Annotated in this window: 18 protein-coding genes; 14 read left to right on the plus strand and 4 right to left on the minus strand. The window is 35.7% G+C overall.

Features of this window, described 5'->3' with window-relative positions; all coding sequences use genetic code 11:
• Window positions 1-97 precede the first annotated feature (97 nt).
• From HNQ35_RS01780 to srtD, 3 genes are all read right to left on the minus strand, one after another.
• A complete protein-coding gene (locus HNQ35_RS01780) occupies window positions 98-2143 on the minus strand; it encodes a penicillin-binding transpeptidase domain-containing protein (RefSeq protein WP_146934523.1) in 2046 nt (681 codons plus the stop codon).
• 140 nt (window positions 2144-2283) lie between these two features.
• The gene (locus HNQ35_RS14490) at window positions 2284-2658 is read right to left on the minus strand and encodes an LCP family glycopolymer transferase (RefSeq protein WP_375790472.1); all 375 of its coding nucleotides are present in this window, start codon (window positions 2656-2658) and stop codon (window positions 2284-2286) included.
• Between the two features lie 79 nt (window positions 2659-2737).
• A complete protein-coding gene (gene srtD / locus HNQ35_RS01790; protein ID WP_146934515.1) occupies window positions 2738-3373 on the minus strand; it encodes a class D sortase, LPxTATN-specific in 636 nt (211 codons plus the stop codon).
• A 148-nt stretch (window positions 3374-3521) separates the two neighbouring features.
• On the opposite strand from srtD, the gene HNQ35_RS01795 reads away from it, so the two are divergent.
• The 4 genes from HNQ35_RS01795 to nagB all read left to right on the plus strand — a co-directional run bounded on the left by HNQ35_RS01795 (window position 3522) and on the right by nagB (window position 6332).
• A complete protein-coding gene (locus HNQ35_RS01795; RefSeq protein ID WP_146934512.1) occupies window positions 3522-4013 on the plus strand; it encodes a VanZ family protein in 492 nt (163 codons plus the stop codon).
• Window positions 4014-4137: 124 nt separating this feature from the next.
• Window positions 4138-4311, plus strand: coding sequence for a hypothetical protein (locus HNQ35_RS01800; protein WP_170226539.1), 174 nt, complete (start codon window positions 4138-4140; stop codon window positions 4309-4311).
• A 105-nt stretch (window positions 4312-4416) separates the two neighbouring features.
• Window positions 4417-5601 (plus strand): N-acetylglucosamine-6-phosphate deacetylase, encoded by a 1185-nt coding sequence (gene nagA, locus HNQ35_RS01805; protein ID WP_246118007.1) that lies wholly within the window; start codon window positions 4417-4419, stop codon window positions 5599-5601.
• Complete coding sequence (gene nagB, locus HNQ35_RS01810) at window positions 5601-6332, plus strand: glucosamine-6-phosphate deaminase (protein WP_146934506.1); 732 nt, start codon at window positions 5601-5603, stop codon at window positions 6330-6332. Before nagA ends, nagB begins: the two co-directional genes overlap by 1 nt.
• Window positions 6333-6794: 462 nt before the next feature.
• Here nagB and HNQ35_RS01815 read toward each other — a convergent pair whose 3' ends face one another.
• A complete protein-coding gene (locus tag HNQ35_RS01815; RefSeq protein ID WP_146934502.1) occupies window positions 6795-7442 on the minus strand; it encodes a YigZ family protein in 648 nt (215 codons plus the stop codon).
• Between the two features lie 234 nt (window positions 7443-7676).
• On the opposite strand from HNQ35_RS01815, the gene HNQ35_RS01820 reads away from it, so the two are divergent.
• The 10 genes from HNQ35_RS01820 (at window position 7677) to flgL (ending at window position 16319) form a co-directional block, all read left to right on the plus strand.
• On the plus strand, window positions 7677-8813 hold the full coding sequence (locus tag HNQ35_RS01820) for a sensor histidine kinase (RefSeq protein ID WP_146934499.1): 1137 nt from the start codon (window positions 7677-7679) through the stop codon (window positions 8811-8813).
• A gap of 41 nt (window positions 8814-8854) precedes the next feature.
• A complete protein-coding gene (locus tag HNQ35_RS01825; protein WP_146934496.1) occupies window positions 8855-9547 on the plus strand; it encodes a response regulator in 693 nt (230 codons plus the stop codon).
• A gap of 100 nt (window positions 9548-9647) precedes the next feature.
• Window positions 9648-10490, plus strand: a complete 843-nt coding sequence (locus HNQ35_RS01830) for a fatty acid kinase binding subunit FakB (protein ID WP_146934493.1) — start codon at window positions 9648-9650, stop codon at window positions 10488-10490.
• Window positions 10491-10587: 97 nt separating this feature from the next.
• A complete protein-coding gene (locus tag HNQ35_RS01835) occupies window positions 10588-11973 on the plus strand; it encodes an ATP-dependent helicase ComFA (protein WP_146934490.1) in 1386 nt (461 codons plus the stop codon).
• On the plus strand, window positions 11970-12653 hold the full coding sequence (locus HNQ35_RS01840; RefSeq protein ID WP_146934487.1) for a ComF family protein: 684 nt from the start codon (window positions 11970-11972) through the stop codon (window positions 12651-12653). The genes HNQ35_RS01835 and HNQ35_RS01840 overlap by 4 nt, the downstream gene beginning before the upstream one ends.
• 38 nt (window positions 12654-12691) lie before the next feature.
• The gene (locus HNQ35_RS01845) at window positions 12692-13120 is read left to right on the plus strand and encodes a TIGR03826 family flagellar region protein (protein WP_146934484.1); all 429 of its coding nucleotides are present in this window, start codon (window positions 12692-12694) and stop codon (window positions 13118-13120) included.
• 19 nt (window positions 13121-13139) lie between these two features.
• The gene (gene flgM / locus HNQ35_RS01850) at window positions 13140-13403 is read left to right on the plus strand and encodes a flagellar biosynthesis anti-sigma factor FlgM (RefSeq protein WP_146934480.1); all 264 of its coding nucleotides are present in this window, start codon (window positions 13140-13142) and stop codon (window positions 13401-13403) included.
• A 29-nt stretch (window positions 13404-13432) separates the two neighbouring features.
• Window positions 13433-13924 (plus strand): flagellar protein FlgN, encoded by a 492-nt coding sequence (locus HNQ35_RS01855; protein WP_146934477.1) that lies wholly within the window; start codon window positions 13433-13435, stop codon window positions 13922-13924.
• A gap of 14 nt (window positions 13925-13938) precedes the next feature.
• Window positions 13939-15429, plus strand: coding sequence for a flagellar hook-associated protein FlgK (gene flgK / locus HNQ35_RS01860; protein ID WP_146934474.1), 1491 nt, complete (start codon window positions 13939-13941; stop codon window positions 15427-15429).
• 8 nt (window positions 15430-15437) lie between these two features.
• Window positions 15438-16319 (plus strand): flagellar hook-associated protein FlgL, encoded by an 882-nt coding sequence (gene flgL, locus HNQ35_RS01865; RefSeq protein ID WP_146934470.1) that lies wholly within the window; start codon window positions 15438-15440, stop codon window positions 16317-16319.
• The last annotated feature ends 23 nt before the right edge of the window (window positions 16320-16342 follow it).

Here is a 16342-nt window from a genome sequence, read left to right on the forward strand (position 1 = left end):
GACTACTTAACTTCTAAATATTTTTTTAAACGCTATTACAATATTCTTATTTCCGATACACTTATATTTTTGTTGTTTGAGCTGTTATCAATCATTTTTATTCATGACTCTTTATTTTTTTATTTACATATTCAATGATTTCTGCAACATTTTTTGTGACAATACCTCTCTCTTTAGTTTGTGTTTTCTCCATCATCATCGCAATGATAAAGTCCTGACTCTTAGTCGGATAACCAATAAACCAGCTATTTTCATCACCTTTTTGATCGGCTGATACTTTCAATTCTGCTGTACCAGTTTTTCCAGATATATCTACTTTGGCATTGTTAATAGCTCGAGCGGTTCCTTTTGTAACAACGTGTCGCAGTCCATCTTGGATGAATTTAACATCTTCTTTCGCTAATACGTTCTCTTTCCAAACTTGACCCGTTTCTTCAGATAGTAGTAAGGTCGGTTGGATGATGTCGCCTTCATTAAGAAAAGCAGAATAAGCTGTCGCGAGATGGAGTGAGCTAAATTCAATTTCACCTTGTCCGTAACTCGTATTTGCTAGTAATACTTCATGATCAATATCACCGCTTGTGGAAATCGTTGAATCTTGAATCGGATAAGTATATGGAAACTTCTCGCCGACTCCGAATTCTTTAAGACCTTTAACATAGGCTTTTGACCCCATTCTAACGGCTTGCATAGCAAAATAAATATTATCAGACCGAACAAGAGCATCATCTAAATCAACTGGAGCATTTGTTGTTGACACGCGTCTTACTTTATAATCTCCCCAACCTTTTCCGTTACTCCATGTTTGTCCATTAATTGTGAGCCCTTCTTCAGGCTTAAGTGTTCCATTTTTGATACCAATTGCAGCTGTAATAGGTTTAATAACTGAACCTGGAGCATATGTTGCTGCAAAACGGTTTAATAACGGTTTATTCGGATCATTTTGTAAAGCATCCCATTTTTCCTGACTAATCCCATATACCATTTCATTCGGGTCATATGCAGGACTACTGACAAGAGCGAGTGTTTCCCCTGTTTTTGGATGAATGGCAGCTGCTGTTCCAGCTGCACCGTTATATGAATTATAAATGCGTTCTTGAAGGTTAATATCAATCGTAATGGATATATTTTCACCATCTTTAACAGGCTTTTCAGCTATGACCTTTTTTTCTGTTTCCCCTTTTTTGACAAATATTTTAGCACCACGCTCACCTTTTAGTCGATCCTCAAATAATTTTTCGAGTCCACTTTTACCTATCATATCACCTGGTCGATAACGACTTTTATCTAACTTTTCAAGCTCTTCTCTTGTAGCCTGACTAATATAACCGACCAAGTGGGCTGTCGCTTTTCCACCTGGATAAATTCTTCCAGTTACATCTCGCTTTGTAACGCCTTCAATCATTAAAGCTTGATTGATAAGGGCTTCATTTTCTACAGACACCTTTTTAATTGGTACAAAATACTCTGGCTGTACCCAGTTTTGGTCTAGAAGTTTATCAATCATTTCAACCGACATATTTAATAAGTTAGCTAATCGTTGTTTGTTTTCTTCTGCATGAGGCCCTAAATTTTTAGGGATAATTCCAATTTCCACCATGATTCCATTCAGAGCTAAAGGCATTTTATTCCGATCTAATATTTCACCACGAGCTGGTTCGACAATCTCTAAACCAATTTCAGAACCGTCCTTAATGTCTGGGAAAATAAATCCAGGATCCCATTTTAGAAACCAATCCTTTTTACTTTTTTCTTTATCAACAACCTCTTGAATAAATGAAGCATTATAATTAAAAGTAATAGGACCTGCGACACTATTTAGTTCAACTTGAAAAGGAATCGTTATTTTTCCATCTTTTTTTGCTTTTTTTAAATCTTTTTTCCCTAACTTTTTAAAAGTGATTTTAGGATCTGTAATCTGTAAATCTTGATAAATTTTTTGATAGCGATCAATGAATTGTTCAGTAGGGTATGTCGATTTTGATTCTGAAGTTAACATGGCATACATTTTATCGAATTGTTGTTTTTCCCAAGCTGATACATATTCATCAAAGCGATCATTAGGAGATGATATGTTATTATCGGAACAAGCGCTCATCATTGCTATGGCCAATAATACAAATATCAGTAAGGCACGCTTCATAATCTATTTCCCCCTCGTTTTGAATGCAAGCCTATTCATTTATTTTTCTTTCATATTATTTTTAATTGATCTTTGTTAATTGTTGTCAGGAACAACATAATACCAAGTACTATTTATGATTTGGACGTTCCCCTTTATCTCTAGTATACTAACGATCTTTTTGTGTGGCGATAGCGTGTGAAAATCTTTTTCATTTGCGCTTGGTCTAAATTTGTTTCAACATGATGTTCCAAAATATCAATCATTTCAGCGAACTTCGTCATATTTGTTACATTTGTCCCCTTTTTCATCACTAACGCAACAACTTGTCGTTCATTCCGTTCCATATCACCACGTGGACCATGTTTGTGCATTCTTATATCATTTAAAGCGTCATCTCCATTAAGGTGAATGTTGCCTTTATAAAATGTTTTCCACTTGTGAAAATTCGAATGTATTGTTTCTACTGTATCGCTAATTTTATCCCATACATAATAAACACATCCTCCACTTAATAGTAGAAGGATGAGATTAATATTAAAAGTTCACCTTTTTTCAACTTTTTTTCTTTCATTTTATTTGTTTAACTCTTGACTGCATTCGAATGCCCCCCTCTTATTTCGAGTCGCCATTTTTCTTTTTTGCTTTCTGTTTTGTTTTCTTTTGATCTACAGGGCGTGCGTTGATGATGTATCTGTCTGGTGCGCTTCCTATATAAGAAAAAGGATAACAAGTAGTAACTGTAAGAACTTCATTCGGTTTTGTTGGAACGATAATTGAACGGTCATTAGCATCGACGATTTTCGTTTCAAAGATTTCATAAGAAAATTCCCCATAAGGCAATTGTAACGTTAAGATATCTCCTAGTTCTAATTCGCCCATGCGACGAAAAACAGTATCGCGATGGCCTGATAGAACGATTTGATCTTTTTGTAGGGGAAAGGCTGTACCTGCATAATGTCCAACACCTTGTGCTAATTCATCCTCATCTGTTCCTTCAACAATTGGTAATTCAGACTCTAATTTAGGTATTTCTAAAATACCAACTGTTTCACCAGTTGAAGGATTAAAGTCTAATGGGAAGTTCGAATCCAGTGAATTAGTGTTCTTCTTTTGATCGTTTTTGTTCAATAATGATTTAGCTTCTTTTAAATTTTGCTTTTCATTCATTTTCGTTTGATAGAGTTGATAACCACCGACACCTAGAAAAATAATTCCGCCTATAATTAATAAAATGGATAGCTTTCTCAACCGAACTCCTCCCTCGAAGGCTTTGGATATAGTATATAAAAAAAAATCAAAAAAATAAAGTGTATAAAGTCACAAACATGTTAAGATAGACATGGTGTAACAAAATATTTATAATCGTTTAATTGGAATAAAGGTGATATATGTGAAAATGGCATATTGGCTTCTTCCTATTAGTTGGATGGGAGTTATTTTTTACGCATCATCACAACCTTATGAAAAGCAAGATATTAAACCGATGATGGCTGAATGGATTGATGTATCTTTTCTAGAACCTTATCTATCATGGATTCACTTTACATATCATCATAAAGAAATTAGTGTGCAAGCGTTAGGCATTGAGCAATTTATTGAATTTATCATTCGTAAAGGCGCTCATGTAACAGTGTTTTTTATTTTAATGCTATTATTTTATTATGCATTGTTGAGAACAACCCAGTTAGCCTTTGTTCCAAGATTATGTGTGGCTTTTTTATTATCTGTCGCATATGCTGTTGTAGATGAATATCACCAAAGCTTCACCCCGAATCGCACAGCCTATTTTGGTGATGTCATCATTGATAGTATCGGTGTTTTAATTGCCTCTTTACTCATTTGGTTCATATATTATAGAAAAGGACAAAATAACAAGACAAAGATGTGAAAGATATAGGAAGTTTCAGTGAAAATGTACATTTTCTAATCATATTATGATATAATTCTTTTAATCTTTCGTTAAAGTGTTTTGGCTCGTCATGCCGAGCGTATCATATGAAGAAGGTGAAAGTATGATAGAACGCGAGAACTTAAAACAGATGTTAAAGAAATTAATAATAGATACAGAAAATGACAAAATTAAAAGTGCAGAACAAATGATAGAAACGATGATATACGAATTATCTGATCATGACCAGCAGATGAGCCGTCACCAAAAGCATATGCCAGATGTTATGGATTCATAATAAATATACAAAAAGACTACTGATTATGTGCTTAATTATAATCATTAGTCTTTTTCGTCTTATTGATGTCAAAATGAATATAAATAAATGGAAAGGATTTTTAAATTGGAACACAATCAAGCGTTAATTATTAAACATGTTCATATATATACAGAAAATGATGTGATTAAAGATGGCACATTACGCATTGAAAATGGGAAAATATCACAAATCTTACAAAGCGAACAATCTATGGCGACATATCCATCATTTTTTAAAGTCATTAATGGCCAAGGTTTATATGCGATTCCTGGGTTTATTGATGGTCATATACACGGTGCTAATGGTCGTGATGTGATGGATGCAACAGAAGAAGCGATTGATACAATTGCCAAAACGTTACCAGCAGAGGGAACAACAAGTTTTTTAGCAACAACGATTACTCAATCTAAAGAAAACATTTCACGTGCTTTAGAAAATATAGCTCACTATCCGAATAAACAAGGCTATGCCGAAGTACTCGGCGTGCATTTAGAAGGACCATTCATTGAGAAAAGTAAAAAAGGTGCACAACCATTAGAACATATAATGAATCCGAGTATTGAACAATTTGACCAATGGCAACAACAATCAGGGGGGAAAATTAAAACAATTACAATGGCACCAGAGCTTGATCAAGACGGCTCATTTATTTCCCATGTAGCAAATCAAGGAGTTAACGTTTCAGCAGGTCATACCAAAGCGACCTTTCATGATATGAAAAAAGCTGTAAAGTACGGTGTACGTCAAGTAACACATATTTGTAATGCGATGAGTGGCATTCATCATCGCGACATTGGTGTTGTAGGTGCAGCACTTTTACTAAATGATTTACGTGCTGAGTTGATTGCTGATCGAATTCATGTATCTGATGAAATGATGCAACTTATTTACGATCAAATGGGGAGTGAGCGGTTGATGCTCATTACAGATGCCATGCGTGCCAAATGTCTCCCCCCTGGTGATTATGAGTTAGGAGGGCAGCCTGTTAAAGTAACAAACGACCGAGCTGTTCTTCACGATGATACACTTGCTGGCAGTATTTTGAAAATGTACAATGCAGCCCAAAATATGTTAAAATTAGACCGAGTTACACTACGACATATTATAGAGATGGCATCGGTTAATCCTGCTAAACAACTATCTGTTTTTGATCGTAAAGGTAGTTTAACAACTGGAAAAGATGCTGATATTCTACTCGTTAATGATATGTTAGACATTTCATATACGATTTGCCGAGGTGTCATCGCGTACGAAAGGGATGGTAAATAATGCACGTCATTAAAGTTAAGGATTATGAAGCGATGAGTGAGAAAGCATGTGATATCCTAGTTAAAGAAATGAAATCTAATGAAAGAGCGGTTTTAGGTTTAGCTACCGGTTCTACCCCAGAAGGACTATATAAACGCTTGATAGAAAAATATAAAAATCATGAAGTTTCATTTAAACAAATTAAAACATTCAATCTTGATGAATATGTAGGTTTAGATAAGTCGGATAAAAATAGTTACTATTATTATATGAACGATAAGCTATTTAAGCATATTGATATCCCACCAACTCATGCCGCTCTTCCGAATGGAAAAGCTGAAAATATCGCTGCTGAATGCGAACGATACGAAAAGAAAATAAAAAACGCAGGGCAAATAGATATTCAAGTTTTGGGAATTGGATTAAATGGTCATATCGGTTTTAATGAACCAAACACGCCTTTTACGAGTCGCACACATGTTGTTAAATTAGATGAATCAACACGACAGGCAAATGCGCGCTTTTTCCATTCAATTGATGATGTTCCAACCGAAGCGATTACAATGGGAATTGCCACTATTATGGATAGCAAAAAGATTTTATTACTTGCTTCTGGAGAAAAGAAAGCAGAAATTCTTGCTCAGGTTATTCACGGAGAAATCACTGAAAAAGTTCCAGCATCTGTCCTGCAGAAACACCCTAATGTAACAATTATTGCTGATGAAGCCGCATTATCTAAAGTAAAAATATAAGGAACGTTTTTATTTGCGCTACAGAGTCCACATTGAAGCTTCAACGTTCATTCTCGTCGGTCTCTCTTTGCCCGAGAGTCCATATTGAGTCTTCAACGTTCATTCTCGTCGGTCTCTCTTTGCCCGAGAGTCCATATTGAAGCTTCAACGTTCATTCTCGCCCGTCTCTCTTTGCCCGAGAGTCTACATTGAAGCTTCAACGTTCATTCTCGCCCGTCTCTCTTTGCCCGAGAGTCCACATTGAAGCTTCAACGTTCATTCTCGTCGGTCTCTCTTTGCCCGAGAGTCCACATTGAAGCTTCAACTGATAGTCTCACCGTTTTAAATATGTGAGCGTGAAACTTTGACGTAAGTTTTCAGGTTTTGCCCTGAATCTGATGACATGAATAGAGATGCTACATAGATAGACGAATTCCAAAAAAACAGTGCAAGGTATTCACTTCCTTGCACTTTTACTACATATTATTCTTTCGTTGATTCAACATCAATTTCAATAAATTTTTTGTTAGTTTCTTTTATATTTGCTTGTGCATTAGAGTGTTCTGTTATCCACTTTAAAAATGATTCCTCATGACCTTCTTTAACGTAAACAATTAACTCAACTTTATCCTGATAGTTAATATGCTCTAAGATATGCTCGGAATTTCTTAATGCGTTTTCTAGTTTTCCTAGAAGTGTGTATTCAACCGTAACTGAGAAGCCTTGCATACGTTGCCTTTTTACAATTCCAGTTGTTTTTATTGCCTGTGCAGCAGTACGACTATATGCCCGAATAAGGCCACCCGCTCCGAGTTTAATTCCACCAAAATACCGTGTGACAACGACTGCGGTGTTTTTCAAATTTTGCTTTTTTATGACTTCTAAAATAGGAACGCCAGCTGTCCCACTCGGTTCACCATCATCATTTGCTTTTTGGATTTGGTCATTTTTACCGATGACATAAGCTGAGCAATTGTGGGTAGCATCATGATGTTTTTTCTTAATTTCTTGAATGAATGCTTGTGCTTCTTCTTCTGTTTCAACTCGTTTAACATAACCAATAAACCGGGACTTCTGGATAATTATTTCATCGAATCCTTCTTTTTTCACAGTAAAATAGCTAGGTAACATCATAACTTCTCCTTTAATGGTATAATATGTAATAGAAAAAATTGCTAAGAATTTTTTTGAAAATAGCTAAAAGCTCTCATCATACGCATAAAAATAATAGATACAGCAATATACAAGCGAACATTTTAAAAAAATGTGACAAAAGGTCACAGTAGTCCTTTAGAAATAGAACTTTAGACCCTATAAAAAATAATAGTTTCTCGGTATGATTATAACATAGGTTGGTGTTAGAAGATGGTAATGAAAGCAATTGAAGAAAGTTTAGATAATATTATTGATAAAATGGTCGGTGTAGTTGAAGAAAGTAAAGATGAAATATTTCAAATTAGTGAAGATGCCCGTACAGAATATGAGAAACTAGTCCTAGAATTAAACACGACTAAGGAAAAAGTATTGCATTATATTGAAGCTGAAGAAATACTGACTAAAGAAGTGCAAGCTTCAAAAAAAAGACTATCAATAGTAAGTAAATACTTCGATCAATATAGTGAAGACGAAATCCGTCAAGTATATGAAAAAACCCACCACTTACAAACAAAACTTCTGATGTTGCGCCAAGAAGAGAAAGCCCTACGCCAAAAAAGAGACGAAATAGAAAGAAGAATTGTATCATTAGAACGAACGATTAATCGAGCAGAAGGATTGGTAGGTAAAGTATCTGTCGTTTTAAATTACTTAAATAACGATTTTCAGCAAGTCAATGAAATTATTAAAGAAGCAAAAGAAAAACATAAGTTCGGACTTAAAATTATCCAAGCTCAAGAGGAAGAAAGACGGAAAATTTCACGAGAAATACATGACGGTCCTGCGCAGATGCTGGCCAATATTTTACTCCGCTCAGAACTTGTTGAAAAAACAATGCGTGAACGAACGTTAGATGATGCATTAAAAGAAATAAAAATTGTCCGTTCACTTATTAGACAATCACTACATGATGTTAGACGGATTATCTATGATTTAAGACCGATGGCGCTTGATGACCTTGGGTTAGTTCCAACATTAAATAAGTATTTATCAACTGTGGCGGAATTTCATAATATTTTAATTGACCTTACTGATTTAGGTTCAAATAAACGCTTGGATACCCAATATGAAGTCACTTTATTTCGGCTTATTCAAGAGGCCGTTCAAAATTCAATAAAACATGCAAATGCCACATGGATCCACGTAAAATTTGAAAATACAGAAGAATACTTAACTGCTGTTATTACAGACAATGGGAAAGGATTTGAAATGGACAAAAAACGAGAAGATACATTTGGAATTATTGGTATGAAAGAAAGAGTAGATATGCTCTCAGGCAAGCTTGTAATAAATTCAAAACCAGGCAAAGGCACTAAGGTCATCGTTAGGATACCTTGTCCAAAATAATAGTAGAGATAGTTCCAAAAGATGTGAAGGGGAGTAGAGAAATGGATACAAATGAAATTGTAAAAATCGTACTCATAGACGATCATAAACTTTTTCGAGAAGGTGTTAAACGGATTTTGGAGTTCGAGCCGCAGTTCAGAGTTGTTGCAGAGGGTAGTGATGGTTCGAATGCAAACGAACTTGTAAAAGAACATCAACCAGATGTTGTCTTGATGGATATTAACATGCCGAATGTCAATGGGGTACAGGCGACATCGCAATTAGTTGAGGAATTCCCAGATGTTAAAATTATTATTTTATCCATACATGACGATGAAAACTATGTGACGCATGTATTAAAAACTGGTGCACAAGGTTATTTATTAAAAGAAATAGATTCTGATTCTCTTATTGAGGCCATTAAAGTTGTCGCAAACGGCGGATCCTATTTACACCCAAAAGTGACACATAATCTCGTTAAAGAGTACCGTCGCTTAGCGCAAGAAATGCCATCTAACTCAAATGACCCAACAACTGATTTTCAAGATCCATTACTGCTATTAACGAAGCGAGAGTGTCAAGTTCTTCAACTCGTAGCCATGGGAAAAAATAATAAAGCAGTAGCAGACGCATTATATATTAGTGAAAAAACGGTTAAAAACCACGTAAGTAGTATTTTACAAAAGATGAATGTAAAAGACCGTACACATGCGGTTGTACTTGCGATACGGAGAGGCTGGGTTGATGTCGGTTAAAAATGGAATCATAAGTCGGATATGATTACATGCATATACATTAGATTTTGTGTAAAATAGATTGGTATGAAAAAAAGGAAGCAGGAAAGGAGGGAACGTCATGAAAGTAGCTGTAATGACAGATAGTACGGCTTATATTCCCGAATCAATCCGCAAACAGTTAGATATACATATGGTACCTCTTAGTGTCGTTTTTGGGGACAAAGCTTATCGAGAAGAAATTGATATGACTACAGAACAATTTTATGACAAAATGAGAGAAGCAAAAGAATTACCCAAAACATCACAACCTTCTATTGGATCTATTACTGAAACATTTCAGAAGTTAGCTAAAGAATATGATGCTGTTATTTCCATTCATCTATCAAGTGGCATTAGTGGTACATATTCTGCTGTAGCTGGTGCAGGAGAAATGTTTGAAAAGCTCAAAGTATATCCTTATGATTCAGAACTCAGTTGTATGGCACAAGGTTTTTATGTCTTGGAAGCGGCTCGATTAGCTAAGGAAAATAAGTCACCTGAAGAAATTATTCAACGGCTTGACAATATAAAGAAAACGATACGAGCGTACTTCATGGTAGACGATTTAACGAATTTACATCGGGGTGGTCGTTTAACTGGTGCGCAAAAGTTAATTGGTCATTTATTACAAGTAAAGCCCATTTTGCATTTTGTAGATAAGGTCATTGTTCCGTTTGAAAAAGTCCGAACACGTAAAAAGGCAACTAATCGAATAATGTCGATGCTGATGGAAGATGCTGCTGCATATCAATTGGCAGAAGTTGTGTTTATTCATGGTAATAATGAGAAAGCAGCTCGTGAGCTTGAAGCACGCTTTAAACAAGAATATCCAGATGTTAAAACATCGATTAGTTATTTCGGACCAGTTATTGGTACACATCTCGGCGAGGGTGCTATCGGTATAAGTTGGTATCAGAAGTAAGCAATCATAGTGATTATATTTATTATATGATATGAATGATTAATGCTGCTAGGTTCATCCTAGCGGCTATTTTTACACGGAGGTGACGCATAACGATATGAAAAACCATTTTTCGCTGCCTACTCGAATAATCAAGCAACTTGCTGGCAAACGTCTTTTGAAAAGAGAACTCCCGGTTAATCACCAAACATATCAATCTCTCACCAAGCTGAAACTACTCCACCCTATCCAACCGATTATTAAAAAAGGTTTTCATTACGAATGTCAACGCTGTCACAACACAAAACGGTCTCTATTTGGAATGTATCCTTGTTCACGATGCAATCAAACACATCGCTATTGCCGCAAATGTATTACAATGGGGCGTGTAAGTGATTGTGAAAAATTATACGAATGGCATGGTCCTGAACCGAATTGGCCTACCCATCAACAACCATGTACATGGAAGGGGAAGCTGACAATTGAACAAGAACGAGCGGCAAAACGCATTGTAACAGCTATTCAATTAAAGGAAAAAGAAATATTAATCCATGCTGTGTGTGGTTCTGGAAAGACAGAGATGTTATTTCAAGGTATAACATATGCTTTACAGTTAGGGATGCGCCTCTGTATTGCAACGCCTAGATCAGATGTAGTTAGAGAACTATTTCCACGATTGAAACGGGCTTTTCAAACTGTATCGATCCAAGCATTATACGGAGAAAGTCGAGACAAATCCGGTTCAGCACAACTTATCATTGCGACAACACATCAATTATTACGTTATATTCACGCTTTTGATGTTGTCATAGTCGATGAGATTGATGCTTTTCCTTATCATAAAGATATATCATTACCGATTGTGACTAAGCGTGCATTAAAGCCTTCAGGTACGAGGATCTATTTAACAGCAACCCCAAGAGACGACCAAAAACAAAGAATGAAATATCAACATTTACCACATATTTTTATTGCTAAAAGATATCATAACCATCCACTACCCGTTCCTCAAATGAAGTTGACTATATCATTGCAAAAGAACCTCGCTCATAAACAATTTCCTAAATCATTTTTACGTTGGTACTTTACACGTGAGCATAGTGAACGTCAAGTTCTAGTCTTCGTTCCAACTATCCAAATAGCTGAAGCATTAAAGCAGACATTTACCACTTTACATTCTGAAATAAGAAGCACATTCGTTCATTCTAAAGATCCAAACCGAGAAGAAAAAGTGGATTTATTTCGAAAAAAGAAAATAGATGTGTTATTTACTACGACAATTCTAGAACGTGGGGTTACTTTTCCAGCGATTGACGTTGCTGTTCTAAACGCTGGACATCACGTATTTGATGAAGCAGCACTCGTTCAAATTGCTGGTCGTGCAGGAAGAAGCCCAGACGATCCAGATGGTGATGTTATTTTCTTCCATGATGGGAAAACGAATGCGATGGTACAAGCAATTCAAGCAATTAAAGCGATGAATAAACGAGGTGGTTTTAAATGAATGATTGTTTATGGTGTAATCAAGCGATAATCTATCAACCTTCTTGGCGTCATTTATTTACGTTTGTAGAACGAACAACACTATGTGATGATTGCCAGTCAGAACTTGAGTTACTAAATGGTAAACGATGTGTAAAATGCAGTCGCAAATCAGATATGGAACGATGCCTAGATTGTCAATATTGGAGTGAAAAGCTTGGTAAAGATCCATTAACAGCTAATATCTCAGTTTATTCTTATAATGAACGGATGCGTGAAATGATTGCAAAATGGAAATATCGGGGGGATTATGAACTCGTATATGCTTTTCGCCCGATGTTTGTCAAAGTTTTTAAAAATCATTTTTTAACACAATTAAAGAATTTTATAATTGTTCCTATTCCATTAAGTGAAATGCGGTTACATGAGAGAGGCTTTAATCAAGCAGATGCTTTAGCAAGATTGTTGCCATATTATCAACCGTCTATCCTTAAACGGCTTCATAGTGAAAAACAAGCTAAAAAAACACGATATGAACGCATGCAGACAAAAAATCCATTTAAATTGGTAGAGCCTATTAACAAACCGGTTATTCTTGTCGATGATATATATACAACAGGTACGACATTACGTCATGCCGCTAGATTATTAAAAAATAACGGTTGTCCTGAAGTATACGGATATACGTTAGTCAGAGGTTAATACCTGTGCTACAATAATGATGTTAAGGGGAATGACATATGCCAGAATTAGCAAATTGTTCGCGTTGTGGGGCGTTATTTGTTAAAGATATTCGTGATATATGCCGTGCGTGTTTTAAGGAAGAGGAAGAAGCATTTCAAATCGTATATCATTTTTTAAAACAACGTAAAAATCGAGAAGCAACTTTAATTGAAATTGTTGAGGCTACTGGTGTTAAGGAAGAGTTAATTATTAAATTTATAAAAGAAAAACGGTTAAGACAATCACAGTTTCCTAAATTAGCTTATCCATGTGAACGCTGTGGTAAACATATTACGACTGGCAGTTTATGTGCAGCATGTAGTGAAGAATTAAAACATGACTTACAAGTACATGAACATGAAGAAGCCATGCATGAAAGATTGAAAAAACGAATAGAAGAAAAAGAGCGAACATATTTTACGCTTGATAAACATAAAGAAAATTAAGATTTAGTGAGGTGTAAGTATGAAAATTCATGGAACGAATCAAACAAAATTCAATCCATATAAAGATTTATTAAATAAACAACATCAACAAAAAAAGCCAATGAACCGAGAAGATCAGTTAGAAATCTCACAAGAGGCTCAAAAGCTACAGAGTAAAAATAAAGCGCTTTATCACCGTGAAGCTAAGATCGAGAAAATTAAACGAGCGATTGAATCAGGGGAATATGAAATCGATTATCGCCAAACTGCTAAGAAAATGATTGATTTTTGGACGGGAAAATAAGTCGGCTTCTCTGAAAGGGATGATTTATAATGGTAAGTCATACCATTATCGTTACATTACGAACATTGATTAAGTTGTATACGCACCTCCTACAAGTTTCAAAGCAGAAAACAGAGGTAATTAAGGACTATCAGTTAGAACCTTTAGAAGAATTACTAGTTACAGAAAGAAAACTTATCCAACAAATTGACAAGGCAGAAAGTAAACGTTACCAAGCAGTCGAAGCATGGTTTGATTCTAATGAATCCTCTGGAACTAAACGGACAATCACAGTGATGTTAGAAAAGTTAGCCGCCGATGATTCTATTAAGTCAGAATTAGAGCGATTATCAACTCAATTACGTGATTTGCTAACAGAATTAAAAAAACAGGAAGAATTAAATCAACAATTATTAGTGCAGTCACTACAATTTGTTCACCTTTCGCTTAATATGATGAATCCATCAATGGAGCAAATCAATTATGGGCAAAACGACACATCACCACTACTAAAACGGTCGGTATTTGATTCAAAAGCATAAGGAGTGTGTAATTTATGAGTACTTTTCATGGGTTAGAAATGGCAAAACGAGCTTTATTTACCCAGCAATCTGCTATTTATACGACGGGGCATAATATTTCTAATGCTAATACGAAAGGTTATTCTAGACAACGGGTAAACTTTGAAACAACAACACCATATCCAGTTCCAGGTAGGAATCAACCACAAATTCCTGGACAAATCGGAACAGGCGTACAAGCTGGATCGGTAGAGAGAATTCGTGTTCAATATTTAGATGATCAATACCGCTCTGAAAATAGTAAATCAAGTTATTGGCAAACAACATCAGATGCTCTAGGTCGAATGGAATTGTTAATGAATGAACCTTCTGAAAATGGTTTAGCTCATACAATGAACCAGTTTTGGGATGCCTTACAAGTACTTGCGAATAATCCTGAAAACGAAGGTGCTCGCTCTGTCGTTGCTAGACGCGGAGAAGCTGTTGCAGACACGTTTAATTATATATCAAATACGTTACAATCGATTCGAAGTGACTTAGATTATCAAATGGATGTCACTGTTCAAAAGGCAAATTCTTTAATTGATCGGATTCATAATATAAACTTACAGATTCAAGAAATTGAACCGCATGGTTATTTAGCGAATGACTTATATGATGAACGTGATCGATTAATAGATGAATTGTCAGAAATCGTTAATATAGACGTTAGTTATCGTAAAAGCGCCTCAAGCAGTAAGGATATTGCTGACGGAATCGTAACGATAGAAATAGTTGATGATCATGGAAAACCATTTGATCCGCCTGTGAAGTTAGTTGATGGGACAGAAGGTGCGATGAAAGTAGAACATTTGACATATTCTAAAGGTGAGCCATCAACTGTGATGGCAGGAGATGTTCTGTTTCCATATTCAAACAATAACGGCTCATTGAATGCACTCATACACGCCTATGGTTATATGGAAAACGGAGAGTTAAAAGGCTTATATCCGGAAATGTTAGATGATATGAACACTTTAGCTCACGTGTTCATAGAACAGTTTAATGCTGTACATTCAAATGGATTTGATCTCTCTGGTCAACCGGGACAAGCTTTCTTTGTAGGCACAGATGCAGGAAATATTGCTGTTAGTGACGATATTTTAAATCATCCTGATTTCATTGCAGCTGCATCAGAAGCAAATTTAGTAGGAGATGGAAGCAACGCCTTAAAATTAGCGGAAATCCTTGATCAGCCAATTGATTCAGAACTTGGTCAGAACAGATCAATCAATGGCTTTTATAGAGCAATCATTGGCCAGATGGGTGTAAAAGCGGAAAAGGCAAACGCAATGTCAGCTAACACTCATATTTCTTTAACACAAATTGAAAACCAACGTTTATCTGTTAGCTCTGTTTCTCTTGATGAAGAAATTGCAAATCTAATTAAATTCCAACATGCCTATAACGCAGCAGCTAGAAATATGACTGTTATTGATGAATTGATTGATCGCATCATCAATGGTATGGGAATAGTAGGAAGGTAGTGAAATCAATGCGTGTAACACAAAGTATGCTTTCAAATCAAATGTTACGTAATCTATCAAGTAATTATAGTAAATTCGATCAATATTTAGAGCAACTCCATACAGGAAAAAAGGTAAGTCGTCCTTCAGATAATCCCGTTGTGGCTATGAAGGGAATGAGTTACCGAGCAGAAGTTAGTAAGATTGAGCAATATAAAAGTAATGCGAGTGAAGCAGAAAATTGGCTTGAAAATACAGATGAAGCATTAGATAAAATGACGAAGGCTTTACACCGCATCTATGATTTAGCTGTTCAAGGTAGTACAGGTTCTTATAACGAAGAGGACCGATTAAATATGATGAGTGAAGTAAAACAGTTAAAAGAACATGTCATCGATATAGCAAATACGTCAGTAGGTGGAAAGCATATTTTTAATGGTAGACAAACAGATCAGCCACCAGTTAACAAAGACGGTACATTTAATAGCGAAAATAATGATTCAGTCATCATCGAGGTTGCCCACGGGACAAAGCTAGCTGTTAATACGAAACCAGATCATTTATTTAAAACAGAAACAGATGATTTATTTTCAGCCATTGACCGTTTTATAGCTGGTTTAGAAAATAGTGATTTAGATCAAATTAATGCAAGCATCGGTGATATTCAAGCATTTACAGATCAAGTCGTAAATGCACGCGCAGATTTAGGTGCACGTATGAATCGTTTAGAACTTATTCATGATCGGTTAAATCATCAGGAAATCGTTGCTAAGAAGATGATGTCAGATAACGAAGATGTCGAATATGAAGAAGTGATCACTCAACTGATTACGCAGGAAAGTATTTTACGCGCTTCCTTAGCAGCGGGTTCTCGAACGATCCAGCCGACATTGCTAGACTTCTTAAGATAATAAATATATAGCTCTGTCCTTCT

It is taken from the genome of Cerasibacillus quisquiliarum (genome assembly GCF_014202495.1).
Taxonomy (GTDB): Bacteria; Bacillota; Bacilli; order Bacillales; family Amphibacillaceae; genus Cerasibacillus; species Cerasibacillus quisquiliarum.